The sequence below is a fragment of the Lysinibacillus sp. UGB7 genome (assembly GCF_049058285.1).
GTDB lineage: Bacteria > Bacillota > Bacilli > Bacillales_A > Planococcaceae > Lysinibacillus > Lysinibacillus sphaericus_B.
On record NZ_JBMGUV010000052.1, the window covers coordinates 1 to 25,652 of the forward strand.

General features: G+C 36.5%; 17 protein-coding genes, 6 tRNA genes, 1 rRNA gene and 2 pseudogenes. 5 read left to right on the top strand and 21 right to left on the bottom strand.

The genetic code is table 11. From position 1 onward, the window contains the following. Nucleotides 1–432: 432 nt before the first annotated feature. From ACOMCU_RS26465 to tnpA, 3 genes and pseudogenes are all read right to left on the bottom strand, one after another. Nucleotides 433–2,586, bottom strand: coding sequence for a DEAD/DEAH box helicase (locus tag ACOMCU_RS26465; RefSeq protein WP_421052032.1), 2,154 nt, complete (start codon nucleotides 2,584–2,586; stop codon nucleotides 433–435). A gap of 32 nt (nucleotides 2,587–2,618) precedes the next feature. Then, nucleotides 2,619–3,473, bottom strand: a pseudogene (locus ACOMCU_RS26470) (RNA-guided endonuclease TnpB family protein); the annotation flags it as partial. Between the two features lie 11 nt (nucleotides 3,474–3,484). Beyond that, complete coding sequence (gene tnpA / locus ACOMCU_RS26475; RefSeq protein WP_421052034.1) at nucleotides 3,485–3,883, bottom strand: IS200/IS605 family transposase; 399 nt, start codon at nucleotides 3,881–3,883, stop codon at nucleotides 3,485–3,487. Between the two features lie 255 nt (nucleotides 3,884–4,138). Between tnpA and ACOMCU_RS26480 the strand changes: the two genes are divergently transcribed. The 4 genes from ACOMCU_RS26480 (at nucleotide 4,139) to ACOMCU_RS26495 (ending at nucleotide 8,615) form a co-directional block, all read left to right on the top strand. After that, complete coding sequence (locus ACOMCU_RS26480) at nucleotides 4,139–4,753, top strand: hypothetical protein (RefSeq protein ID WP_421052035.1); 615 nt, start codon at nucleotides 4,139–4,141, stop codon at nucleotides 4,751–4,753. A 966-nt stretch (nucleotides 4,754–5,719) separates the two neighbouring features. Then, entirely contained in the window at nucleotides 5,720–6,436 is a 717-nt protein-coding gene (locus ACOMCU_RS26485) for a hypothetical protein (RefSeq protein WP_421052036.1), read from the top strand. Between the two features lie 112 nt (nucleotides 6,437–6,548). Then, nucleotides 6,549–6,761, top strand: coding sequence for a DUF5316 family protein (locus ACOMCU_RS26490; RefSeq protein ID WP_421052037.1), 213 nt, complete (start codon nucleotides 6,549–6,551; stop codon nucleotides 6,759–6,761). A gap of 594 nt (nucleotides 6,762–7,355) precedes the next feature. After that, nucleotides 7,356–8,615 carry an S-layer homology domain-containing protein gene (locus tag ACOMCU_RS26495; RefSeq protein ID WP_421052038.1) on the top strand — a complete coding sequence of 420 codons (1,260 nt, stop codon included), beginning with the start codon at nucleotides 7,356–7,358 and terminating at the stop codon, nucleotides 8,613–8,615. A 516-nt stretch (nucleotides 8,616–9,131) separates the two neighbouring features. Here the strand turns inward: ACOMCU_RS26495 and ACOMCU_RS26500 are convergent. The 17 genes and pseudogenes from ACOMCU_RS26500 to ACOMCU_RS26580 all read right to left on the bottom strand — a co-directional run. Further along, a pseudogene (locus ACOMCU_RS26500) lies at nucleotides 9,132–10,019 on the bottom strand (ATP-binding protein); the annotation flags it as partial. Further along, nucleotides 9,994–12,150: a Mu transposase C-terminal domain-containing protein gene (locus ACOMCU_RS26505; RefSeq protein ID WP_421052039.1), complete on the bottom strand. Its 2,157-nt coding sequence runs from the start codon at nucleotides 12,148–12,150 to the stop codon at nucleotides 9,994–9,996. The gene ACOMCU_RS26505 and the pseudogene ACOMCU_RS26500, both read right to left, overlap by 26 nt. After that, nucleotides 12,147–12,986, bottom strand: coding sequence for a heteromeric transposase endonuclease subunit TnsA (locus ACOMCU_RS26510; RefSeq protein WP_054768624.1), 840 nt, complete (start codon nucleotides 12,984–12,986; stop codon nucleotides 12,147–12,149). Before ACOMCU_RS26510 ends, ACOMCU_RS26505 begins: the two co-directional genes overlap by 4 nt. Before the next feature lie 151 nt (nucleotides 12,987–13,137). Further along, complete coding sequence (glmS, locus tag ACOMCU_RS26515) at nucleotides 13,138–14,940, bottom strand: glutamine--fructose-6-phosphate transaminase (isomerizing) (protein ID WP_010860569.1); 1,803 nt, start codon at nucleotides 14,938–14,940, stop codon at nucleotides 13,138–13,140. Nucleotides 14,941–15,696: 756 nt separating this feature from the next. Then, the gene (locus tag ACOMCU_RS26520) at nucleotides 15,697–16,218 is read right to left on the bottom strand and encodes a type 1 glutamine amidotransferase domain-containing protein (protein WP_036131667.1); all 522 of its coding nucleotides are present in this window, start codon (nucleotides 16,216–16,218) and stop codon (nucleotides 15,697–15,699) included. Between the two features lie 166 nt (nucleotides 16,219–16,384). Beyond that, nucleotides 16,385–17,737, bottom strand: coding sequence for a phosphoglucosamine mutase (gene glmM, locus ACOMCU_RS26525; protein ID WP_010860571.1), 1,353 nt, complete (start codon nucleotides 17,735–17,737; stop codon nucleotides 16,385–16,387). Nucleotides 17,738–18,075: 338 nt separating this feature from the next. Beyond that, nucleotides 18,076–19,146, bottom strand: a complete 1,071-nt coding sequence (locus ACOMCU_RS26530; RefSeq protein ID WP_421052041.1) for a YbbR-like domain-containing protein — start codon at nucleotides 19,144–19,146, stop codon at nucleotides 18,076–18,078. Continuing rightward, entirely contained in the window at nucleotides 19,139–19,975 is an 837-nt protein-coding gene (gene cdaA, locus ACOMCU_RS26535; protein ID WP_010860573.1) for a diadenylate cyclase CdaA, read from the bottom strand. The genes ACOMCU_RS26530 and cdaA overlap by 8 nt, the downstream gene beginning before the upstream one ends. Nucleotides 19,976–20,125: 150 nt before the next feature. Then, nucleotides 20,126–20,749 carry an anti-sigma factor family protein gene (locus tag ACOMCU_RS26540; RefSeq protein WP_010860574.1) on the bottom strand — a complete coding sequence of 208 codons (624 nt, stop codon included), beginning with the start codon at nucleotides 20,747–20,749 and terminating at the stop codon, nucleotides 20,126–20,128. A gap of 13 nt (nucleotides 20,750–20,762) precedes the next feature. Then, nucleotides 20,763–21,326: an RNA polymerase sigma factor SigW gene (gene sigW, locus ACOMCU_RS26545; protein WP_010860575.1), complete on the bottom strand. Its 564-nt coding sequence runs from the start codon at nucleotides 21,324–21,326 to the stop codon at nucleotides 20,763–20,765. 132 nt (nucleotides 21,327–21,458) lie between these two features. Further along, nucleotides 21,459–22,364: an arginase gene (rocF, locus tag ACOMCU_RS26550; protein ID WP_421052042.1), complete on the bottom strand. Its 906-nt coding sequence runs from the start codon at nucleotides 22,362–22,364 to the stop codon at nucleotides 21,459–21,461. 180 nt (nucleotides 22,365–22,544) lie between these two features. Next, nucleotides 22,545–22,617, bottom strand: a tRNA-Lys gene (locus ACOMCU_RS26555). 11 nt (nucleotides 22,618–22,628) lie between these two features. Further along, nucleotides 22,629–22,703, bottom strand: a tRNA-Gln gene (locus tag ACOMCU_RS26560). A 17-nt stretch (nucleotides 22,704–22,720) separates the two neighbouring features. Continuing rightward, nucleotides 22,721–22,804 (bottom strand) — tRNA-Tyr (locus ACOMCU_RS26565). A gap of 15 nt (nucleotides 22,805–22,819) precedes the next feature. Continuing rightward, nucleotides 22,820–22,895, bottom strand: a tRNA-Val gene (locus tag ACOMCU_RS26570). A 74-nt stretch (nucleotides 22,896–22,969) separates the two neighbouring features. Continuing rightward, nucleotides 22,970–23,044, bottom strand: a tRNA-Glu gene (locus tag ACOMCU_RS26575). Between the two features lie 117 nt (nucleotides 23,045–23,161). Continuing rightward, a tRNA-Asn gene (locus ACOMCU_RS26580) sits at nucleotides 23,162–23,238 on the bottom strand. A 268-nt stretch (nucleotides 23,239–23,506) separates the two neighbouring features. Here ACOMCU_RS26580 and mbcS point away from each other — a divergent pair. Then, complete coding sequence (gene mbcS / locus ACOMCU_RS26585) at nucleotides 23,507–25,084, top strand: acyl-CoA synthetase MbcS (protein WP_421052044.1); 1,578 nt, start codon at nucleotides 23,507–23,509, stop codon at nucleotides 25,082–25,084. Between the two features lie 198 nt (nucleotides 25,085–25,282). Here mbcS and rrf read toward each other — a convergent pair. Beyond that, nucleotides 25,283–25,398, bottom strand: a 5S ribosomal RNA gene (gene rrf / locus ACOMCU_RS26590). Nucleotides 25,399–25,652: the final 254 nt, after the last annotated feature.

Sequence of the window (25,652 nt, forward strand, 5' to 3'; positions counted from 1 at the left end):
GCATGAGTCCAATACAATATCGGACTCATGCCCAACCCGCTGCCTAATGAAATAACCGTGTCTAACTTTTAGGGGTCACTTCAGATAAAAATAATCTAAGGGGTGTTTCATCGCAACTTTATTTCAAAGCTTCAGTAACATTCTTTTTTTCAAGTAACGATCTTTTTTTTAATAAAACAACACATGTAGCTTTGTAAAAAAGTCTGATAATTAAGGTGGTAAAAACCTTGATATATCAATATCACCAAAATTTACTTTTATAAAAAAGTTCGATCAAAATGATGAAATTACATTTTCAAATGAAGTCAATTTTTATAAAAAAGTTTGATCAAAACTTTTCAAGAATCTTTTAAAATCAACTTTTTTATCATCTTAACTGCTTTAAAACGTATTCTTTCATTTACTAATAATATACTTGTTTAAAACTAAACATTAAAAAGTTCTAACTCTAAACTTTCCATTTTTATTGACCCACTTTTCATTGTTAATAACATTCCTTACTTCACAATACTCCATTAGTTGATGTAAGGACCTTTGATTATCCACAACTTTCAGGTTATCACTCGAGTATGTTAATAATTCATCCGAAGCTAACACAATCATCTTAAACCTTGCTCTTGAAATAATAACATTTAATCTATTTGGGTTGAATATAAATTCTTCTTCTTGTGCGATTAAATCTGGATCCCCAAGAACATAACTACAAATCATAATATCTCTCTGTTGTCCTTGATACTTCTCTACAGTATCAACCGATGAAGTAACTTTACTCGGAAGTATTTCCATTGTTTCTTCATCAAAATTATGTTGATTATCTTTAATAAAATAATCATGTAATTTTGACTGTATCAAGGTTCTCTGAGCTCTATGTGGAACAATTATACCAATCCCTTTATCAAAGAACTCTAGAATATCATATCTCTTACCTTTAATATTTTTTAATCCTTTTTCCCATGCATTTTTAACAATTTGAACTACTTCCAAGGCCTCAAATTCATTTGATTGATGAGCTATACCATCTTTATACGTTAGCATAACTATAGGCTCACTTGGATCAAGTACCTTATCATAAAAGTTTTCCTTATTTAAGAGTTCTTCAAAGTTTATTTCCCCACGTTTGTTTTCATCAGCTGCTTTATAGTTAGGAGGATATCCAAATGCTATTTTGCTAAACTCTACTATTGGATAATTCGAACGCCTATTGTATAATAGCTCCTTCTTAATTTCTGGGTATGCTGGCCCGTACTCTAGGTTGTAATAATCATAAATAGAGCTATAAAAATTTTCTTTAGCTTCTTCCATTCTTACCTGTAATACAGGGGGTAGCTGTAAATCATCACCGGCAAACAAGTACTGAGTATCAGGACCAGCTTTTATAAGACCAGGAATAAAATGCCCTACGTCCATTTGCGATGCTTCATCTACAATAATCAAATCAAATTTAAATTTTCTTGCAGAATTATTTACAAATACCTTCTCCACTTGCTGAGGAGTACATGAAAATACCTGGAATTTGTATTCTAATTTAACAATTTCCTTACTATCTTCGCCAATCTCAAATTCCCGAAGGTATGAATTATTCATTTCTTCAAAATTACCGTTTGCTCTTCCAAGTGATTTAACTCTAACAAATGAAACGTCCTCATAATCGAGTAATTTTCTTGTACTATCCATTATATTATCAGTTGCATCATAATTACCAAGTAGTAATATTTTTAATTGTTCTGGTTGAGACAAATATTTAAATAGTAATAAGTTAGCGATGGTATGACTTTTACCTGTTCCAGGTGGTCCCCATAAAAGAGTTAACCTATTATTTAATATTGTTGTTATTGCTGATATTTGTGAATGATCGAGTGGTACTACATCATACTTTTGTATTAGTACCTCTTCAATTTCTTTTTCACTAAAGGAATTAACTGTTTCATGCTCAAAGTCCTCAATTATTTTTATTGCAGTAGAGTTTTTTTCTAGTCTTTGTAATGCGCTTTTTAAGCGTTTTTCCCAAATATCAACATGTATTTCCTCTAAAATAAGATTATTACTATAATCAAAATTATAGTGCTCCTGCATATGCTCCATTATAGTAAGGCTCTCATTAGTAAATGAAATTATAATTATTTTATTGAATCTATCAAATTCTTCAATATTTACATTTAAAGCTTCTAAATACATTTTTATTCCTTGGCCTTTACCCTTAAACAATCTTACATTTTTCAATTGTTCTTCTTGATTGTAGTAAATTGAGAAATCCCTATAATTAATATCTGTAGTAAATTTCTTGAAAATATAATCTGTTTTATCCTCTGGATAAATTGTTAGAAAAATGGATTTATTATCGATTTTTGAATCAATTGCATCTTCACTCATTCTGTAAACTCTGTAATTACTATCATCTAAATGGGATTTATTATATGAAGAAAGAATATCCACTCTTTCTTCACCAATAACTTCATTAGTTAATAGAACTGATTTACCTAATACCGTTTTAGAATATGCTTCTTGATTATGGATACTTTCTTTCTCAAGTTTAGAAAAAACTGTGTTTAACCTTTGGAAAAGAACAAGCTCTGTTCCAAATTTCAATTCAGGAAATAGATTTATTCGAGATGGTATCGGAAGCGAAAGGCTTGGGACATGCCTTTCATGTTCAAATCTTCTATCACTACAGCATCAAAGTTGGAAACTAACTCTTTTGATTTGTGATGAAGGAAGTTCTTGCGTTGGTTCGCTACTTTTTCATGTAGCTCGGCAACTATTATTCGTTGCTTATTCCAACGAATAGAGCCTTTCTTTCGCTTAGATAGAATGCGCCCAGCTTTTGCTAACTTGTCTAACATTTGACGATAATAGCGAGGATAATTGGCTATCTCATTCTCGCTACTAACGTACAATTCAGACATAGAAAAGTCTAAGCCAACTACATTTTCTACTGTTTTAGGCCTAATATCTTGTTCGTATTCTGTTAGCACAGAAACGTAGTATTTCCCTGTAGCTGTCATGGAAATAGTACAAGATTTTATTTTATAATCAGCAGGGATTTCCCTATGCTGTTTGATTTTGACCAGTTTTAGCTTTGGCAATTTAATATAACCATTTGTAAGCTCTATGTTTCCATTGACGACATTCGTTGTATAAGATTTTTTATCTTTTTTACTTTTGAACGTAGGGAAGTCGTTTTGACCATTAAAGAAATTATTATAGGCAGTTTGTAAATTTAGCTGGGCATTCGCTAATGCTAATGAGTCCACTTCTTTTAGGAAGAGAAACTCGTCTTTGTATTTAGCGGGAGTAGGGAATTTTTGTTTTTTAAGCGTTGCTTGATTTTCCTTGTATTTTCCATAAGTTTCCTTGCGTTCCACTAACATTTTATTGTACGTGAATCGTACACAACCGAATGTCTTGCAGATCAAAACGCCCTGTTCTGTTGTTGGTAATAGTCGAAATTTATAGGCTTTATTATGTTTAGTCATATCAAATCACCTCATTTCATCCCTTGATTTTCAATATACTTTTTGACTACATCTATGGGAGAATCACCAGTAGTTAATAAGCAAAAACTTCTTGACCAAAACATTTCTTTCCAAAGTTCCTTTTTTACTTGTGGGAAATCTTTTTTGATTCGTCGAGAACTTGCACTTTTGTAAGCGTTAATGAATTTGGATAACTCTGTATTAGGATGAGCTTTGAACAAAATATGGACATGATCAATGTCGTGATTCCATTCAACTAGCGAGATATTATACTTCTCGCCAATACGTTCAAACATCTCTTTTGAATAATTTGAAATCGTATCGTTTATAACTTTCCTGCGATACTTTACAACTAATACAAGATGGTAGTACATTGAGAATACTGAATGATTATTACTATCTAAAACCATTGATATAACAGCCTTTCCTAAACATAAGACTGATTATACTATGATATGTGGAAAACTCAAAGATAAAAGCCTAACCGAAAGAAGTCTTCCTCTTACAGTTGGGCTTCGCCCTTCACATGCTTGAAGAGGGAGACTTTTTTCGGAGTGCTGTTAAAAATATAAAGCAATTCACAATATGGACAATTGAGGACAAATTATAAACAGACTAAGCTGTATTCTACGGTTATCTGTACAGAGAAGAGGAGAATCACCAAAATGACAGCTACTAAAAGTAATTCTTCAGCAAATAATCAAGCAAACTTACCCATTTCTACACTAACTTTTCACCTAAACACTAGCATTTATAAAATGGTAAATGGAGCGTTAGTCAAATGTATGGACGAGAAGGTAGAGATTGGAGACGTATATCCACTACTGGCCATTAATGACGACATTGCTGAACTAACTGAAGGGCGTTTCGTAAAGGGCATTGCTCACCAAAATCCTTCAATTCATTACGGAGTGCTAGAAGTTATAGGAGAAACAGCGAATGCGTGCAGTCGTAATGGTATAACCTTACGAAAATTGCAAAAGGGGCAAAAATTCAAGGTAAAAGCAATTCAATGTAGTAGTGACAAAAGTGTTAAACGGTTCTCGATAGGCAAGCATGAATACATTAGCTCTAAAGAGCCTATCCGCTTCATTGCAGGCTACCTACTGTTAAAGAATAGTATACCTCTAGTAAATGAAGAAAAGCCGCTTACATTAGAAGCTCACAAGGCTTATGCGTTTAGTGAAGTCTATGGTTCTCATGTTTTACTAACTGATTATGAAGATACTTGGGTTGATGTAAATGGGATAGAGTACACAATTAACCATATGACTAAGTAACTTCGAACTACCCCCCACTTAATACCCATACGGGTTGTTTGAGATGGGGGCTTCTTTGGAACTAGATACTTCTACTAGCTAACTATATTACCAAGCTTTAAGGACAGTCCCTGTCTCTATAGATAGTACCAATTATATGTCTAGTTTTAGCAAGCTGATACTTGCATTTACATCTCTTTCAAGATGGCTATTACACTCGGGTTAATCCTATTCACGAAGATAAAGGTTTTTCGCATCTTTGTTTTGTCCGATATTTAAATAGAAATCTTTAAGGCATTAGATATCTGGATTAAAAGAAGGATGCGAATGTGCGTTCTGAAGAATTGGAAGAATATTGAACAGTCGTATACGGAACCGTACGTACGGTGGTGGGAGAGGTGGGGGATGAATCGCCTTCGAACAAGGGATGGCTTACTTGCTATCTCGATTGTCGGACAGTTCGAGTGCTATTTGTAGTAAATGAAAAATAGCTTGTGTACGAGTACCAAAACCCTTTCGCTTTTTGTCTGTGTCGACTCTATCTAAAAGAGTTTTGGGAAATCTTAAGACAACTGATTGTTCTTTGTTCTTCTCGATTAACACAACTAAAGAAAGAATTAGTTAGGTTAAAAGAAATAGACAGCATTGCGATTCAATCCTCACTCAAATACCTTGCCGATTCGTATTCACGATCTAATCTTGAGTCCTAACTAGGAAACCCAACAAGAAAGTTGGTAATTAAACTAAATAAAAGGGGTTCGAAATATAATAAACATATTATTACTATTATCTGGATATTAATTTAAGATTGTTTTTTGTGGATGCTTTCTTTTTTTAAAAAATATATATATCATAAATGTAGATTTATCAACGTTTAAGTACTCTTAATAGTCCGACTTTTTAGAACATTCTACCAAAATAATATTTACAAATATTATCCTCTTATGCTACGATTTATACATATTAAGAAAAGGAGGAAATAATTTTATGAAGAAATTTTTATTTGGATTAGTAGCTTTATATGCCACTTTTGCTTTCTTTAATGTCGGTGGAAGTTCAGCTAAAGCTGCAAGTAGTGTTGAAAAAAGCATCGAAGAAGCTTACAAAGATGCGAAGAACGGAATCACTGATATACCTAATTACCAATTAAGAGAATTAGGCAATTCTGAGGTAGATTCTGATGAAACGATGAAAACTAAGCAGTATAAAACAGCTCAAATTTTAGAAGAGAACAATGAAACTGGTGATCAAGTTGTTGTTGTAACTGTTTTCAATGATGTTGTACTAGAAGATGAAACATCTTCAATCACGCCATTTGCGGAATTTGATCCAGGTGCCTCAGATTGGGATTCTTCAATTAGTGTCCAGGCCTATAGTCGATTCTACTATACAACTTCTCAAACTTCAGGTGGAACTACATATGCAAAATTAACTAAAGTCAATGGTGGATGGAATATTTCTGATAGTAGCGTCTCTTTATCAAACAGAATTGTTAAGTATGGCGCAAATGGAGGAAGTACATTAGGATCAAGTAATACTACATATACTCAAAATCCTACATCAAATACTTTCACATATAACCTACCATCAAATTACTCTGCTGTATCAATTGATGCTGTTCACTTCATCGGAGTAACAACTACTGTTACTTTAAAACGTGGAACTAGTTCAGTTTGGACTTTGAAATTAACAAATAACAGATAACAATTAAAACATTTTAAACATAAGTGGTGCAAACTATCAAACGGTTTGTACTACTTTTGTTTATTAATAGATGAACCTGATTAGAAAATTAAATTGGATGGGAGGATTTTTAATGTTGAACTTTTTTATTATTTTAGGCGTAATTTGTATCATTATTTCAGGACTTAGTATTGGAGCTTGGACAAATGGTGGTGACCAAAGAGGAAATTATCATTCAGAGACTGTAGAACATAGAAGTTTTAGAACAAAACTCGGAGCATACTCTGCTGTAATTGGAGTAATTAGTTTGCTCATTGCTGGTCTAGTGTACTTTTTATCATTTTAAGTGAGAAGATCCCCACCTCAAGGAATGAGAAAGTTGCAGTCCAATGAGTTCTTCAAGCATGTGAAGGGCGAAGCCTAACGGTAAGGAGATAGTTAGATACAAAATTACAATTACAATGGTATCACTCAGAAACAAGTCTAATTGAATTAAGTCAAAGCCTGATAAAGGAACTTTCTGACGGAACTATCCAAAAACATATAACAAGGAAAGGCGTTTACGATTGTTGAAATATGAACAAGGACAGTATCACTTTTTATATTGCTAGTATTTAGGTTTAATGGTAGTATATTATTATCAAATTACATACAAAAACCTACGGGAAAACCCCGCTTTGGATAATTGATGGTGTACAAGACGTAATATGTCAAAACACACCTAATTTTTATTTAAAGCGGGGTTTTTTTCTTTTTTTACAAGTACATGCGTAGTACAACTTTATGATTTTTTGGTATTTCTGTATGAAAATGCGAAATAAATACAAAATAATATAACAATGGTTGTTGCAAATTATGGAAAAATATGGTATAATAATGTGTAATAAGGAAGGGGTTATTTATTGACATTTTCTGAAATATATCGAAAAGAGGGTTTAATATGAAAAGAAATTTTATTCGACATTCATTAAACAAAACATTAGTAGCTGCACTTGCTGTGGGCGTTGTAACACCGGCTTTAGTTATTCCAGCAACAACGGTAAATGTTGATGCTGCAAGTACATACAGCACACCGTTCAAAGACATTCCAAGTACACATGTTTATTACGATATTCTTCACCAAATGCGAGATAAAGGTATTATCACTGGTTACGACGACAATACTTTTAAACCAAATATGAAGATTAGTCGCCAACATGCTGCTGTACTTATTCAACGTGTGAAAACACTAACGCCAAAAGTATCATTAAAGCAATATACAGATATTGCGAAATCACATCCATATTATGAAGCTATCATGCAGTTACAACAAACAGGCATTATTAAAGCAGACTCTAAGGGTAACTTTAATGCTTCGAAAGATTTAACTCGTGGAGAAATGGCATTAGTATTAGCAAATGCTTTTGGCTTAACTGCTAAGGGGCAACACACTTTTAAAGACGTATCGAAAACGTCTGACGAAGGAAAAGCAATTGCTGCTCTTTTCGAAGCGGGTGTTACTACGGGGTACGATGATGGTACATTCAAACCGAATGAGTCATTATCAAGAGCACATTATGCAGTGTTCTTATATCGAGCTTTAAATTATGAGAAATCAACTGAAAATCCAGTTGAAGTTCCTGAAAAAGAGATTCCTAAATTAAGCATGGATATGTCTTATGAGGATTTCAATAAAGTAGTAGCAAACGACAAAAAGCTATATGACATCAATGATGAAAGTTCGGCACCGAGAGAGATCGCTTTTAACAATGCACGTTTCAAAAAATTGTTAATAGAAGGTGCAGATTATGTTAAGCAAACAGATTTCCAATATAAATCTGTTAACAGTGAAATCATTTTAGAGGAGCCTGATTTTGTAAGAGTATTACCACCAGGTTTCTTACCAACTCAAATCTTAATTTCACTCAATACTAAGACAAATAATGTAAGCTTTGCAATAGATTTCACAAGTGAAAAAACAGTTGCCTTAACTCGTCAGTTATTCAAACTTGCTTTTCCCGAATTATCGTCTTTAGACACAATGATTGATGAGAAAGCTAAAGAAGCTAGAGAAGCCTATGCGTTGGAAAAAGATGTACTTTATTCCCAACGTGAATTTAGAGGTAATGCATCCAGTGAAAAAGTTGGGGATTACAATGTTAGAATAGGAACAAATCAAAGGATGGAATTCTTTTGGATTGATGTAGAAAAACAACAATAGGAGTGTATAAATGAATGGAATTATGCGGAGAAAAGTATGGCTATCCTTTTTGGCCATACTTATCTTCTTTTCAACATTAACGCCATATGCATTCGCCGCTATCAACGTTGATGATGAATCCGTTCCAATAGGGACTGAACTTAATGTGACACCAAATTTAAATGGGGTTTCAAAATGGTACTTTGATGGATATACGGAGATAGTCAACAGTAATACGAATGCAAGTATTGGGAATACCTATCGCTATAAAAGTTCTAGCGGTCAAACAGTAACGATGATTAATCCGGGTTCTATTGGAGATTGGGCAGATGCGTTTGGTGGAGAAAAGCACCAAGTTATTGCTGAAGTTTCATCGAAAAAGTATAAAATGGCTCCTCCATCGCCTAAGCAATGGTACGAGCGCATCAAAATTGATGATGTTATTTCCGCTTCTGGCGTAAAATCAGAATATAAAAACGGAAAAATTTATGTTACGCCACCGGCTGATGCACCTAAAATAACGAAATTTGCCATTAAGTTTCCTTTAAATAGTTGTTGTGCTTTTGAGGTACCAATTAATACTGTTGGTATACCTACTGTATTTGATAATGTCACAAAGAAATTTAGCATTTCTTCCTGGTCATTTTTTGAATGTAGCAAATGTTGAATTTCATCAATGACAAGAACGCCAATCCCATACATACTCGCTAGTGATGTCATGTGTAATAACATTGTTGAGGTAACACGATTTAAATAGCCAAATTTCTCTAAATAACGTGTACCTAATAAATCATCAATTGCTTTGAAAAAACTTTTACATAAAGTCGATAAACTACCATCATACGGACAGTCTATTTTAAGCCAAACGATCTGTGTACGATTAAAAGGCTGTCCTTCATACAATTCATGCTTAATGGCTTGCGGATACATTAACAACAAACGTTCAATTGCGGTTGTTTTACCGATTCCTGAGATGCCAATAATCGATAGACTATCTGCTGTTGAACGAATATGGTTTAAGCGTTCATCAATATATTGATGTGCCTGCTCTTCATCCTCTCGTAGGTGATGCAATATTCGAATCCGTTCAAGGAATAATTTATCTAACGGATTACGGGCTAAATAACCACGACGAATCAAAGTCGATAACCGACGCTCTACTTCAAAATGGATTGGCAACGGCTGAATGAAATTTTTCACACGTTTTAAAACATGATAACGAATATTCGCTGCACTCTTCTTCTCTTGTTCACTAATACGTGGCGTCACCATAAAACGATCCAACACATCATCTTCATCAAAGATTGGCGGTAGGGCTTCAATAAAAGGATTATGAGCATATTCAGTAAGCATCTGAGTCTTATAACTTGCTTCTTCCATATCTCCTTTTAAGACTACATTATTCATCTTTTCCAAATTCCTCATCTCGCTTCCTCTTTAATTTTTCCATAAGACGTGAAGGTGATTTCTTTTGTGGTTGCTCTTCTAGTTTTATTCTTGATGTAAAATCTATGATTTCTGTTGATTGTTCAGCTACATTGGGTGACAAATCAAATTTTTCTTCCTCGCGATTAGCTTGTTTTTCATTCGCTTTATTATCTCGAATCGCAGCTAGTTTTTGTTTTTTACTTGTTGGTTGATGTAAGGCTTGTTTTTTCTTTTGCTCTGCTGCCTTAATAATTTGATCCATCATCGTATCTGTATTAATTGTCAGTTGCACTTGCTTAGAGCGTTCCTCTTCCTCTAATTCATTTCGTAGTTGTTGCTGGAAAACGACTTCTTCTAGAAAATCCATTTTGTATTGCTGACTTGGCTCTAATAAAATGCACGTTTCATAATCTAATCCGTTATCATTCGGAATATAAATTTTGTCTAAATGACGTGGATCATACGCAATATCAATACTTTTGTTTTTCAACTTTGCATACCATTGTTCTTCAATCGCTCGCTTTGAACCATACAGTAAATTTTTAAATTTAATGCCTGCTCTCGAAATAGTTGCTTTACCACGGGGTAGCACATTTAAGCGCAAAATATTTCTATCTACTGTACGAAGACGACCTTTTCGATTGTGGATGCCCCAATTCCAGAGGTTAATAGGCGTTGGTACTAAACTATCTGTAATCATTTCTTTTTCCATTGGATATTTATCGATGATTTTATGGTTGTGATGCAATACCATTGTAATGATTAATGCAGTAAACTCTTTTAAGTTGAACGTAGCATCTAGCCTGTAATCCCTGTCTCCTCGCTCTCGATATTCTTTTTGGATAGCACCTGGCGCTTTTTGTTTCACTTTGCCATTAATCGTACGGAATTTGCGCTCAACAATACCTTTTAAATCTCCTCGATAAGCTGTTGTATTTTCAATTTTGATATTTAGATTATTAATAAGACCAGCTACTGCATAACCTTCAAATTCGCCTCGATCTGCAATAATAATTTCCGGTAGATGATTGGTCGGCCATTGCTCCTTGGTAACCTCAATATCATATTGCTTACAAAATTCAACCTTATCGGCAACCATATTATCTAAAGCCATCATTGCACCTAACCATGATGGGCCTTCTAAACCTACATATATTCCTGTGACGATTCGTGAATATACATCAACTATTGCGTAAACAACAGGTCTTCCAATAATTCGATTTACATCAAAAGAGCTAACTAAATATATATCTGCAATTGTTGCATCAACTTGAAAACGCGTCCCAGGTCCATTCGTTTCTACTTTGGAATTACTTATAATTGGACGGTGCTTTAACTCATATTCCTTAGCACTTTTACGGAATTCTATATCTTTCTTTGGATCTTCAATCTTTTTGAACCAGTAGTAAAATTGATGATAGGATGGAATACGATTTGATTCCCAAATACGATATTGTATCTCTCCGTTTTCTTTGTAGCGATCTGAATAAAAATCTCGCAAAATAAAATGATACACATCTTTTAAAGAATAATTATTAGATTTGCGGTAATATTTATTAATGGCATGATCAAACTGTGTTTTAATCTCATCAGTTATATTAATGCCACTTCGATATTCACCGTTTATAGTTACTCTACGTGGACGACCAACTTTATCATGACTTAGCTTTTTAGTTTTTCCTCGACCGCCTGAGTTTGCATAATCGGGTAACATTGCATTTTTATTCATGCCACGCTGCCAATAACGACTAAGTAATTTTTTGACCTTCGTTGGTGTAACATTCAATTCTTCAGCTATCTCTTTAATTTTTACTTCTCTACCATTCTTCTGAAGCAAACTATTCATATGTTCTAGGCAATACGTTTGAATGATTTCCCAGTCTTTATCTCGCTTATGAATTTGTACCTTAGTTAAGTCTTCTTCCGCTACACCACGCGCAAAAGGATCAGTTATAATAAGCCATTCTTTTTGTTCTATATCCGTTATTAGCGAAGAATACAGCTCCTTTTTAGGCATCGATGTGTTGGCGTCGATATTAACGATATATACATAAGATTCTTCAATTTCTATAATACGAATACGTGTTGAATCTTTTACAGATTGAAGCACTTGGTTAATATAAATCATCCGTATTTCACCTTCTTCAACTTGCTTTCATCAATTGATTGGATAACAATAGGTTGTTCTACGTTTAACAGCTCTAGCATATCTACCCGAATAATTTTCTGCGAAAGTAAATGATAAAATAGCGTCATACCACTTCCCAAAGGCATATGTGTCTCTTTATCAAATACATTAGTAATTTCTCTAATACATTGGCTTTCGTTTAATATTCTTTGTAACAATGCCATTGCTAAATCTTCAATATGCTGAGAACTTATATTTTGAAAAGCATCATATTGTTGAATATCGTAATAGTCATGAATATAACTAATATTCCGAGCCATTTCTTTAGAAATCTCTAACTCGGTTACAATGCCCCAATCAACTTGTCGACGTTCCCAGTAAACCCGTTCTATTTCAAATTTCTCAATAACTCGCTCCTTTAAAAGCTCGTCTTTCATCTTGAGGGTTCTTGCGATTTCTGCTAAACCTTCACCTTTATCTACTGTTAATAAAAAATCCGTTGTCATCACAACTGGCTCATTTGTTTTTGGGTCTGTAGGATGTTTAAGACCTAATTCATCTGCAATGACAATTGTTTCTTCCAACGGCAATAAAGGAAATTGTTCTCGAATATCAACAACAGAATCCGAATATTCAGTTAAATAAAAGTAATTTCGTTCCAAATCTGATAGAAATTCATGCTGTCTATTTGTTTTAATACCTTTTAAACGTGTAGACCGACCTTTCGAAGACACATCTTGAATGTTTAACCATGGTTTATAATCCACTCCAACTCCAGAGCCTCGACCTTCTTTAATCCACTTTTCGGCTTTAGATGTTCTAGTTCGTTTTGACATAAAAACACCCCTTTAGATTAATATTATCCAAAGGGGTAAAACGGTGCAACTTTTTTACAAACGGTATAACTTTATTTTAAACGGTACATCTTTTTTATAAACGGTACGACTTTATTTCAAATCAACACACAACTGCATTTTAAAAGTAAGCTTATTCCACAGTCACTGATTTAGCTAAGTTACGTGGTTTATCAACGTCACAGCGACGGTGTAAAGCTGCATAATAACTGATTAGTTGTAATGGTACTACCGATACAAGCGGTGTTAATAATTCATTTACATGTGGAATTACTAAACGGTCACCGTCTTCGTCTACCCCAGCCATTGCAATAATACATGGATAGGCTCCACGTGCAGCTACCTCTTTGACATTCCCACGAATGTTTAGCGATACCGCTTCCTGCGTCACAAGAGCAAACACAGGCGTACCTTCTTCAATCAAAGCAATCGTACCGTGTTTTAGCTCGCCGCCTGCGAAACCTTCCGCTTGGATGTAGGAGATTTCTTTAAGCTTCAAAGCACCTTCAAGGCTAACACAGAAATCAATGTTACGGCCTATGAAGAAGGCATTACGTGCAATTTTTAAGTAATCCTCTGCAATATCTTCTAGCACATCTTTCGAATCAATAATTGTTTGGATACCGTTTGCTGCAATCGCAAGTTCTTGTTTTAAATCGAATTCTAATCCTCTGCCATTTGCCTTGGCAGTGACATAGGCTGCTACAGCAAGTACAGCTACTTGTGCTACGTAAGCTTTTGTTGAAGCTACCGCAATTTCTGGGCCTGCGTGTAGTAACAAAGTATGGTCGGCTTCACGTGACAGTGTTGAGCCCGGTACGTTTGTAATTGTTAACGTCGGGTAGCCAAACTCTTTAATTTTCACAAGCACTTGACGGCTATCTGCTGTTTCACCTGATTGGGTAATGAAGATAAACAATGGTTTTTCAGAAAGTAATGGCATATTGTAGCCAAATTCACTTGAAATGTGAACTTCTACTGGGATACCTGCCATTTTTTCGAAATATTGTTTACCGATTAAACCAGCATGGTAGCTTGTGCCAGCTGCAATAATGTATAAGCGGTCGGCGTCTTGTAATGCTTGTAAAATCGTTGTATCAATTGCTAAATCCCCAGTTTCGCTTTCATAGGCTTGAATAATTTTACGGATGACAGTTGGTTGCTCATCCATTTCTTTTAACATGTAGTGAGGGTACGTACCTTTTTCAATATCGCTCATATCAAGCTCTGCTGTGTATGGTGCACGCTCTACTACAGTGCCATCTAGTTTTGTAATTTGAACGCTTCCTTTGTGTACAATCACGACTTCTTTATCGTGTAATTCTACAAATTGATCTGTTACTTGTAGCATGGCCATTGCATCTGATGCTACAACATTAAAGTCTTCGCCCACACCTACAAGAAGTGGTGATTTGTTTTTCGCTACAAAAATTGTGTCAGCCGTTTCTGCATCAAGTAGTGCTAGAGCGTAAGAGCCGTGTAATAAAGATAATGTTTTACGGAATGCTTCAGCCGTTTCCAGCCCATCTTTCACAAATAACTCTACTAATTGCACGATGACTTCTGTATCTGTATCCGATTTCATCGGAATACCTTTTAAATACGTTTTTTGTAATAAGTGATAGTTTTCAATTACACCGTTATGCACAAGTGTAAAACGCCCTGATGCACTTTGATGAGGGTGTGCATTTAAACGATTAGGTACACCATGAGTTGCCCAACGAGTATGACCAATACCGATTTTCGCTGCTACATCCTCGTCCACTGCTTCACGTAAGTCTGCAATACGGCCTTTTTCCTTGAAGATGGTAACGCCCTCTTCATTACGTACAGCAATACCCGCAGAGTCATAGCCACGGTATTCTAGTTTCTCTAAACCTTTTAATAATATTTCCTTTGCATCTACTTCACCAATATATCCTACAATTCCACACATAATTTATTATCCTCCGATATTGTCAATTTAACGCAATGACAAACTAGACCTCAACCTATCGAAATTTTCACGTGGACGTATATGTTGTGCTTTATTTTTTATAAAAAAAGCATACAAATACGCGCACATGATTGTACTACTCAGCCAGCTGAATAGTGCTCCGCTTCGATACGTGAAGTATTCCTATTTATCTATCGCTGTAACTATACCTTCTCCATTTTCTGTACATTCAATCACTCAAATGCTTTCAAAATGAAAAATGACAATCGGGTATGTCGATTGGGAGGCATCCGCCGAATTTTCGATAAACCTCCACCTCGTCTGCTGAAGATGTGTCCGTCCAATTTCTTCAGCTCAGGCGCTATAATTGTTTTCCGATTTTGCGCTTTCTTCCCTCCTTATACGCTCGTTAAAAGATAAGGCCTAACCTCATCTTCAACTTCTCCATAATACTCAATCATATGCTATCAGTCAAATTTTCGTTATAAAAAATTCCTACTCAAGCTCTTTTTTCGTGACAAAAATGTAGACAAACCATGTGCTATAAAGAAATTTTTATATACGCTCATTAAAAATATATTGCTGAAAATCTGTACTCGGGCAATGATTTTCTTTAGATACACTATGCCTACTATAGCGAAATCTAGGAAATAGCGTGTTAGCGTATTCCTAAAGCGATGCTAGAAATGAGCTCAATAGCTTTCGTTCTCAACCAAAAAAAGGCACAAGCAAGTTGTTGCTTGTGCCTAGTTAAACTTAGTTTTCTTTATCGGCAAGTAATTTTACTATTTCTCGATTAAATGCTGGTAAGTCATCTGGTGTGCGACTTGTTACTAATTGCTTTTGACAAACAAATACTTCTTCATCGTGGAAGATCGCGCCGGCATTTTCTAAGTCCACTCGAATGGACTTGTAGCCTGTTGCGTCACGACCATGCAATGTTTTTGCTGTAATGAGTAGCTGAGGCCCATGACAAATTGCAAAGGTTGGCTTCATGTCATCCATAAATTCCTTTACAAATGCCACCACACGATCATCTGCTCGTAATATATCCGGTGAAAAACCACCTGGGATGAACAATGCATCGAATTCAGAGGCTTTAACCTCAGCAATACCTTTATCAATTTTTACTTTTTCTCCATGCTTGCCTTTAACTTCCTTATTTGCTTCCGTATCAATTGTTATAAGCTCATGACCTGCCACTTCTAATGCTGCTTTAGGGCTCGTATATTCACTATCCTCGAACATATCCGTAATTACTGTAGCAATTATAGCCATATCAATACAACACTCCTTGTTATTGTGACTCTTTACTACTGTTCCCGTTGTCGTACATTTCAAACATGGATATTGTGTTAAAGTGGGAATTACCTCAACGAATTGTTTCCCGTCTAAAAGCAAAAAACTCGACCTCCTGCTAACGGAAATCGAGTTTCTATGTTTATTATTCTGTTAAACCCATTTCAGCACGTACAACATCTGCAATGCGCTCTACATAACGTTCGCAATCTGCTTCTGTAGCAGCTTCCACCATTACACGCACAAGTGGCTCTGTACCAGAAGGACGGACTAAAATTCGACCGTTGCCAGCCATTTCAGCCTCGACTTCAGCAATAACGGCAGCAACCTTAGCATTTTCTGTTACAGCATGCTTGTCTGTTACACGCACGTTTACTAAACGCTGTGGGAAAATTGTCATTTCTGATGCAAGCTCAGAAAGCTTTTTACCTGTAGCTTTCATAATATTAACGAGTTGAATCCCTGTTAACAAACCATCACCAGTTGTATTGAAGTCTAGGAAAACTATATGACCTGATTGTTCGCCACCTAAGTTGTAATCATTTGCACGCATTTCTTCAACGACATAGCGGTCACCTACAGCTGTTTGAACACTTTGCATACCGTGTTCACCAACCGCTTTATAGAAGCCCATGTTACTCATAACCGTTGAGACAATTGTTTGCTTTTTCAAGCGACCAACTGCATTCAAATGTTTACCGATGATGAACATAATTTGGTCACCATCAACGATTTTACCGCTTTCATCGACCGCGATTAAACGATCACCATCACCATCAAATGCTAATCCAACATCTGCACCCTTTTCTGTTACAAAGGCAGCTAAGCCCTCTGGATGTGTGGAACCAACGCCTTCATTAATATTTAAGCCTGTTGGTGAAGCACCCATTGTTGAAATGTCTGCTTCTAAATCAGCAAATAAATGTGTGGCAAGGGCAGATGTTGCCCCATGCGCACAGTCTAATGCCACATGTATGCCATCAAATTCTTCATCTACTGTTTGTTTTAAGTATTGAATATATTTTTGACCACCTTCGAAATAGTCACTTACAGAGCCTAAATTAGCTCCAATTGGACGTGGCAATGTATCTACTTCTGCATCAAGAATTGCTTCGATTTCTGCTTCTTGCGCATCTGTTAGCTTGAAACCATCAGGACCGAAGAATTTAATACCATTGTCGGCAACTGGGTTATGCGAAGCTGAAATCATGACGCCTGCATCTGCACTCATAATTCGAGATAGATAAGCGACACCTGGTGTTGAAATAACACCAAGGCGCATCGCCTCTACGCCAATCGATAATAGACCAGCTACAAGTGCACCTTCAAGCATTTCACCTGAAATACGTGTGTCACGACCAATTAATACCTTTGGACGTTCCGTTGCATCTTTTGTTAAAACATAGCCACCTACGCGACCTAGTTTAAATGCAAATTCCGGTGTTAATTCACTATTCGCGACGCCACGGACGCCATCTGTTCCAAAATATTTACCCATTCTAATTGTTCTCTCCTTCAATGCAGGACGATCTATATCATGCTTGTCTCTTGTAGACATTAGACGGCTCGTCTGCTTACTTTTGGAAAAGTCTATTTTCGTTCATTTGCTAGTAACTATTAATTACACCCCAACGTAACTGCACATGACACTCCCATGCATAGTCCCTCTGCTACTGTCGTTTCTTAATCATGTATAACACACTTTGTCGCATTCCGTATAAATAAACTATGTGTCTAGATATGAATCTACGACATCACCTAGCGGACTCAGCCAATAGGGTATTGATTGCTCAGGTGTTATCACTGAGTCAAATTAAAATTATAGTCAGTTATTGTTTAAGAATCAATATCTTCTGTATTCGTAGTTGGTTCAGTTTCTTCAGGATTAGGATTAGGCTCTGGGTTCGGCTCTGGGTTTGAATTAGGCGTAGATTCCTTATCTTCCTTAGCCTCCTTACTTTCCTTTTCCACCTTCGTAACATCTGCTTTAACTTTTATCGTTTGTTGCGATACTTTTGTCGCACCCTCTGGTAATTTTACATCAAATTCATATGTTTTTGATTCGGTAATTTTTGATAGGTCCACATCTATCAACACTTCGGTTAGGACATCAATAATTGACTTTTTACCATATACTTTCATCGCTGTAGTATCCAGCGTCAAATTATTAATAGTTACGCCATCTGGTACTTTACCTATTTCATTCATCGTAACAGGTAGTTCTTTACTATATTCTGCAATATCAACTTGTACCTTAACGCTTTCTGGCTCTATAGTCACGTCCAATTTATTTAAATCTCGATCTAATACTTTCACTGCCGCTTCTTGAGTGAAAGATTGATTTAACCCCTGCTCACCAGTGACAGTCGCCTTAACATAGCTTATGCTCTCAACGGCGCTTTTTGCACCAGTGACATATACTGTTGCTGGGTTTGCAGTCATGCCCTTTAATATATAACCTTCGTCAATTAAACGGTTATTCATCTCCGGATCAACACGGAATTCCTGCGTGACTTTTTCTTCAATATTCACATTGATTGTTGCTGGGTCTAATGTAACTTGTAGCTTATCAGAGATATTTTCGTATTGCAGCTTTACGTTATGCTCACCCATTAATAAGTGATTTAAGTCTACAAATATCGAGAAATCCTTTACTGCTTTTGTTCTTAAAACAATTTGCATTGGTCCCTTAATTGTGACATTAACCGTTTTTGGTATACCCGTTACAATAAGACTATCATCATCATAAAAAACATCTACGGGTACATCACGAATCACTTCCATCTGTTCGTTTGTTGTCGTTTTGTTTGTTGAAGATAACTCAGTACGAACAGAGAAAAATAGTAAACAGGCTAGAAAAAGTGCGATGATTCGTAACACCCAAGGGCTATCCATCATTTTATCCATTCTTTTTCCCCCTCCAAGTCAACTTAGAGGCTGTATTCGATTCTTGTACTGATCCGAACCACATTCTACGTAACAGTGTTTCGAATTCCTCTAGAGAAAGGTTGCGATGTAGATTACCGTTTAATGTAATACTAATTGCTCCTGTTTCTTCCGATACGACAATCGTAATGGCATCTGTCACTTCACTTAAGCCAAGTGCCGCACGGTGGCGTGTACCAAGCTCTTTCGAAATAAATGGGCTTTCAGAAAGTGGTAAATAACAGGCCGCTGCCGTTACCTTATCCTTCTGCATAATAACCGCTCCATCGTGAAGTGGTGTATTTGGTATAAAAATGTTAATGAGTAGTTCAGACGAAATTTCAGCATTTAGGCCTATTCCAGTTTCAATATATTCATTCAGTCCCGTTTCTTTTTCAATAGAAATTAACGCACCAATACGACGTTTGGCCATATAACTAACGGATTTCTTCATAGCCTCGATAAGCCTTGTCTTCTCTTCTTCTTCTTGACTTATCGAACGTTGGAATAGCTTTCCTCGTCCAATTTGTTCAAGTCCACGTCGGATTTCAGGTTGGAAGATAATAATAATCGCCAAGAAACCGAATTCGATCACTTGTTTTAGCATCCACCCTAATGTTTCTAACCCTAAAAAGTCTGTTGCGATACGCGCAATAATAATTACGAAAATTCCTTTTAATAATTGGACAGCCTTCGTACCTTTAATGAGGGTTAAGACTTTATAAACAACGTACCAAACGAGCAGTACATCTATGAAATTAATAACAATGTTCACTGGTGTCAAATCCGTGAATTGTTCGATTATTTGCACGTGGCATCCCCCACTTTTCATTGCGAATCCATACACATTTAAGTATAGCACACTCTTATCAAATGTAACTTTTTTCAATTAAAAAGTCTACTCAAAAAGAGTAGACTTTTCAGCCTCTCACGTGCACTATCATGTAGGACGTATAGAGTGTTATTTAGTTTCTTTATCTTCAAATGCCAGAGCATCTTTAACTGAATTTTTAATGGTATACCATAGCCATTCAAATGCTTGGTCAATTTCTTCTATTTGGCCAGTAACCACTGCCGAGGATGCCATGTACTGACCATTAATAATAGTGACATTGCCATCTACTTGCCCCTCAACAATTAAATCGCCATTTTTTACAACGATATCTCCTTTGACGACTTCACCTTTCGGTACAATGACCGTTTGCCCATCGACAACTAGATTCGGCTGTTTCGTAACAGAGAAATGTTGGTCATCCATGAAGCTTCCAAGTAAAGTTGCGCTCATAAATAGACAGAAAACAGCCGCTGCCACAAAGAGCGGGTGACGACGAATCCATTTTTGCATGCCTACACGACTTTTAGGTTTGGGTAAACGAGCCATCACTGCAGCTTCAAAATGCGGAGGTGCTGTAATATGGGAAGCACTCTTCACAAAGGCGATCGTTTCACTCAATTCCTGCATCAGTTGTTTGCAATCACCACATGAATGCAAATGCTGTTTCAACTCTTGCTCATGCTCACGACTAATGTCACCGTCTAAATAATCATGCATATAGTCTATAATATGCTCTGGACAAATATTCATGATGCTCCCCCTCCTACAGATTGTTTAATTGCTTTCGTAATGCTTCACGTCCGCGGTGAATTCTCGTTTTCACCGTTCCAAGAGGCATATCCAAAATCTCACTAATTTCCTGTAACGATAATTCTTCAATATATTTCAATACTATAACTGAACGATATTTATCCGGCAAACGTCCAATCTCATATTGAATGCGATCTTGTAGCTCCATCTGTTCTAGCTGTTCCTCTGGTAACTGGTCGTCTGCTGCAATTTGGGAATACATATCAAGCCCTTCAGTACCAGCTACTTCCGCATCTAAATAATAATCGGGTTTCTTCTTTCGGATACGGTCTATGCAGAGATTCGTCGCTATGCGATAAAGCCATGTCGAAAATTTTCTTTTTTGATCAAATGTATGCAGGTTCATGTAGGCACGTACAAACGCTTCTTGTGCAATATCCTCTGCTTCTTGTTTATTGCCTAACATTCGATAGCATACTTGGTACAGTTTGTGCTGATAGAGACTCACAATATCGGCAAATGCGTTTTGATCGCCTTTAAGCACTTGTTTTATTCTATTATTTACTAACGCATCCATTGTGTTAATTTCTCCACCTTTACAACTGTCTTATACTATACGACCCATCGATAAGAAAAGTTTCATTTTAAGTAATTATAACAAAAGATTTTTTATCCGATGCAAAATTAGGGATTTTTTTGACAATTTTCATTATACTAGGGTCTCACCAAATAATGAACCCATTAATGCTACTGCAACATTTGCTGTTTTATTCTTTTCATCTAATATCGGGTTAACCTCTACGAATTCTGCAGATGTAAGCATACCAGATTCCTGTAACATTTCCATCGCTAAATGACTTTCACGGTATGTCATACCACCTGGTACTGGTGTTCCTACTCCTGGTGTATAAAGTGGATCTAGGCCATCTAAATCAAGCGATAGATGTAAACCATCTACTTTTCGTTCTTTTAAATAGGAAAGAGCATCCTCCATTACACGAGTCATACCCAGTCGGTCTACCTCATGCATTGTATAGACCTTTATCCCTTGTTGACGAATCAGTTCACGTTCTCCAGGATCTACTGAACGAGCTCCAATAATAATGACATTTTCAGGTTTAATTTTCGGTGCATAGTTTCGAATTTGCACAAGCCGTTCATGTCCTAAACCAATACTAACAGCTAGCGGCATCCCATGGATATTACCCGATGGTGTTGTATCTGGCGTGTTTAAATCTGCATGTGCATCGTACCAGATAACACCTAAGTTTTTATAATGTTCCCCAAGTCCTGCTAGCGTGCCGATTGCAATGCTATGATCACCACCAAATACAAGTGGAAACTTCTTCTGTTCAACTGCTTCATTTACTCTGTCTGCTAAAGTAGTACTTATATCTACAACCTCTTCTAAATTTAACAGCTGCTTATCAATAAGCGGAATTTCTTGTTTTTGATTTACACGGATATCTCCCTGATCCTGTACCTCATGACCAATCGCCTCTAAACGATCAACAATGCCTGCATAGCGAATGGCACTTGGTCCCATATCTACTCCTCTACGTGTTTGTCCGTAATCTGTCGGCACCCCAATAATTGAAATACTAAGTTTATTCATTATTTTATACCCCCTATGTGTTATATAACTATTGTAAAGCCTATGATACCCTTGGCTCAACCCAACACATTTTTGTATTTTTATACACATAAAGAAGGCAAAAAAAATCTCCTACTGTTTTCAGTAAGAGATTAGTATATGTAGTTAATGTTACACTTTTAAATATTTATTATAGAAAAGTGAGCCATGAAGGACTCGAACCTTCGACCCTCTGATTAAAAGTCAGATGCTCTACCAACTGAGCTAATGGCTCATAAAAGAAAATGGCTGGGGTACCTGGATTCGAACCAGGGCATGACGGAATCAAAATCCGTTGCCTTACCGCTTGGCTATACCCCAAACATTCAAAATAAAACTGGTGGAGGGGGACGGATTCGAACCGCCGAACCCTAAGGAGCGGATTTACAGTCCGCCGCGTTTAGCCACTTCGCTACCCCTCCGAAATAAACACTATATGGTGGAGGATGACGGGCTCGAACCGCCGACCCTCTGCTTGTAAGGCAGATGCTCTCCCAGCTGAGCTAATCCTCCATAGAGACAGGTGTAATTTCTTCACAGTTTATTTATTCTTTTTAAGCCTTTGCATTACTACAACGCTTAGGAAATGGTGACCCCTACGGGATTCGAACCCGTGTTACCGCCGTGAAAGGGCGGTGTCTTAACCGCTTGACCAAGGGGCCATTTATTAATGTCTCAAACAAGACAAGATTTATATTAACATCATTTCTTTTATGATGCAACCCTTTTTCGATAATTTTTTTAAAAAAATTATATTATCTTAAAAATGGGCAAAAAAATGGCTCCGAAGGCAGGACTCGAACCTGCGACAACCTGATTAACAGTCAGGTGCTACTACCAACTGAGCTACTTCGGAACAATACTATTTAGTTGTTTTCAACAACCTCTTAAGCACATTTATTATTATAGCAAGGATTGTAAATTATGCAATCCTTTTTAATAAAAATTTTTATATTAATTATAGAAGCCGTTATTCCCATTACTCAAACGCCTGATAGTTCTCTAATAAATCTAATATTTCTATTTTATGTATCAAATATTCTTGCTGTATATTATTGCAATTGTTAAAATATAAATAGTTTCAAGAATTTTCAATTAAATTTGTTTTGGGGAGGAATGTTCATATGGTAACAAATGATTTAATCGCACCAGAACTTTATAACATCACAGAGGAATTAGAAAAATTTTCCCAAGATAGTGACCGCCAGGCAATACGTTGGCTAGATGCTCAACAACAACGTCGTGACATTTCTTATGCTGATCTTATTCAAAAAATGAATCAATACGCAAATGCTTTCACGAAGAAGGGGCTTCAAAAAGGTGACCGCGTATTGGTCATTATTCCACGCCTACCAGAAGCATATTTCGTGTTTCTTGGCTGTTTAAAGGCGGGAATCGTTCCTATTTCGTGTTCGGAGATGTTACGTGCAAGTGATTTAGAATATCGTATGGAACATTCTTCTGCAAGGGCAGTTATTGCATATGAAACTTTTACTAGTGAGGTAGACCGCATAACTTCAACAGTATACGCTTTAAATAACAAGTTAGTCATTGGCAACGCTACTGGAAATTGGACTTCTTTAGATGAATTAGCAAGCACTCAACCTGCAATATTTACAGCAGTAGTAACAAAACGAGACGATATGGCATTTCTTTCTTACACTTCAGGTACAACAGGTAAGCCTAAGGGTGTAGTTCATTCACATGGCTGGGGATATGCACATATTCGAACAGCGGCTTCTCAATGGCTATGCGTACGTGAAGGCGACTTAGTATGGGCAACAGCGGCTCCAGGCTGGCAAAAGTGGATTTGGAGCCCATTCTTATCAACAATTATGCTAGGAGCAACAGCATTCGTATATCATGGCGGTTTTGATCCAAAAACGTATCTTCAGCTCATTCAAGATGAGAAGGTAAATGTCCTTTGTTGTACACCAACTGAATACCGCATAATGTCGAAGATTGATAGTCTGAAAGAGTATGAGCTATCTGCTTTACGAAGTGCGGTTTCCGCTGGGGAACCATTAAATCGTCCTGTAATTGAAATATTTATGCAAAACTTTGGGCTTAAAGTACGTGATGGCTATGGACAAACAGAAAACACGCTACTGATTGGCACTCTCGAAAATACCGAATTACGACCTGGCTCTATGGGTATTCCAACACCTGGTAATATTGTGCGAATTATTGACCATGAAGGTATTGAAGCATCTGTTGGAGAAGTTGGAGATATTGCTGTGCACAAATCGTCTCCAGCATTATTTAAAGAGTATTATCGTGAACCTGAGCGCACACATGCTGCCTTCCGCGGTGATTGGTACATTACAGGTGACCAAGCAAAATGCGACGAGGATGGCTACTTCTGGTTTGAAGGTCGCGGTGATGATATTATTATTTCTTCAGGTTATACAATTGGGCCATTTGAAGTTGAAGATGCTTTAAACAAACATGAGGCTGTACAGGAATGTGCTGTAGTAGCAGCTCCAGATGAAATAAGGGGCCATATTGTTAAAGCGTTTGTAATCTTACGTGAAGGGTTCAGAAACCGTGATGAGGATGAAATAACTAAAGAATTACAGGAGCATGTTAAAGCGTTAACAGCGCCTTATAAATACCCTCGTAGTATTGTCTTTTTAGATGAGCTTCCAAAAACAACATCAGGTAAAATTCGTCGTGTTGAGCTTCGAGCAATAACTGTTTAAAATATCTAAAGAGACATATCAACAAGGTTCTTACGTTGATATGTCTCCTTTTTATGTTGATGGCTAAAATCTCACAAAATTGTGTAGAAAAGCCTTTATATAAAATTTTTAAAAACAAAAGTAAACAAGCAATATAGTGGCAAATTATATGTATATTAAAAAAAGCCACTACTGAGTGTATCAGCAGCGACTTTTTGCGCCTAGCGATGTCCTACTCTCACAGGGGGAAGCCCCCAACTACCATCGGCGCTAAAGAGCTTAACTTCCGTGTTCGGTATGGGAACGGGTGTGACCTCTTTGCCATCATCACTAGACTATTATCGGCTTTCAATATACATCGTATTTCTTTGTCAGCTTCATTCGTTCAGTCAGTCACGTACTAGGGTACGCTTCTTCCTTCTCTCAATTGCTTCCTCGAACAACTCGTATCTTGAAACCCTTGTAGACCTTCAATATACAGCACATTTCTTTGTCAGCTTCATTCGTTCAGTCAGTCACGTACTAGGGTACGCTTCTTCCTTCTCTTAATTGCTTTTTCGAATTGCTTGTATCTTGAAACTCTATTTAA

Coding starts and splice junctions, on each gene's coding strand:
- ACOMCU_RS26495 (WP_421052038.1), top strand. CDS start 7,356: ATGAAAAGAAATTTTATTCGACATTCATTAAACAAAACATTAGTAGCT.
- ACOMCU_RS26490 (WP_421052037.1), top strand. CDS start 6,549: ATGTTGAACTTTTTTATTATTTTAGGCGTAATTTGTATCATTATTTCA.
- glmM (WP_010860571.1), bottom strand. CDS start 17,737: ATGGGTAAATATTTTGGAACAGATGGCGTCCGTGGCGTCGCGAATAGT.
- ACOMCU_RS26505 (WP_421052039.1), bottom strand. CDS start 12,150: ATGATTTATATTAACCAAGTGCTTCAATCTGTAAAAGATTCAACACGT.
- glmS (WP_010860569.1), bottom strand. CDS start 14,940: ATGTGTGGAATTGTAGGATATATTGGTGAAGTAGATGCAAAGGAAATA.
- ACOMCU_RS26530 (WP_421052041.1), bottom strand. CDS start 19,146: ATGGATAAAATGATGGATAGCCCTTGGGTGTTACGAATCATCGCACTT.
- rocF (WP_421052042.1), bottom strand. CDS start 22,364: ATGAATAAACTTAGTATTTCAATTATTGGGGTGCCGACAGATTACGGA.
- ACOMCU_RS26540 (WP_010860574.1), bottom strand. CDS start 20,749: ATGAATATTTGTCCAGAGCATATTATAGACTATATGCATGATTATTTA.
- tnpA (WP_421052034.1), bottom strand. CDS start 3,883: ATGGTTTTAGATAGTAATAATCATTCAGTATTCTCAATGTACTACCAT.
- ACOMCU_RS26485 (WP_421052036.1), top strand. CDS start 5,720: ATGAAGAAATTTTTATTTGGATTAGTAGCTTTATATGCCACTTTTGCT.
- ACOMCU_RS26480 (WP_421052035.1), top strand. CDS start 4,139: ATGACAGCTACTAAAAGTAATTCTTCAGCAAATAATCAAGCAAACTTA.
- sigW (WP_010860575.1), bottom strand. CDS start 21,326: ATGGATGCGTTAGTAAATAATAGAATAAAACAAGTGCTTAAAGGCGAT.
- ACOMCU_RS26520 (WP_036131667.1), bottom strand. CDS start 16,218: ATGGCTATAATTGCTACAGTAATTACGGATATGTTCGAGGATAGTGAA.
- ACOMCU_RS26510 (WP_054768624.1), bottom strand. CDS start 12,986: ATGTCAAAACGAACTAGAACATCTAAAGCCGAAAAGTGGATTAAAGAA.
- mbcS (WP_421052044.1), top strand. CDS start 23,507: ATGGTAACAAATGATTTAATCGCACCAGAACTTTATAACATCACAGAG.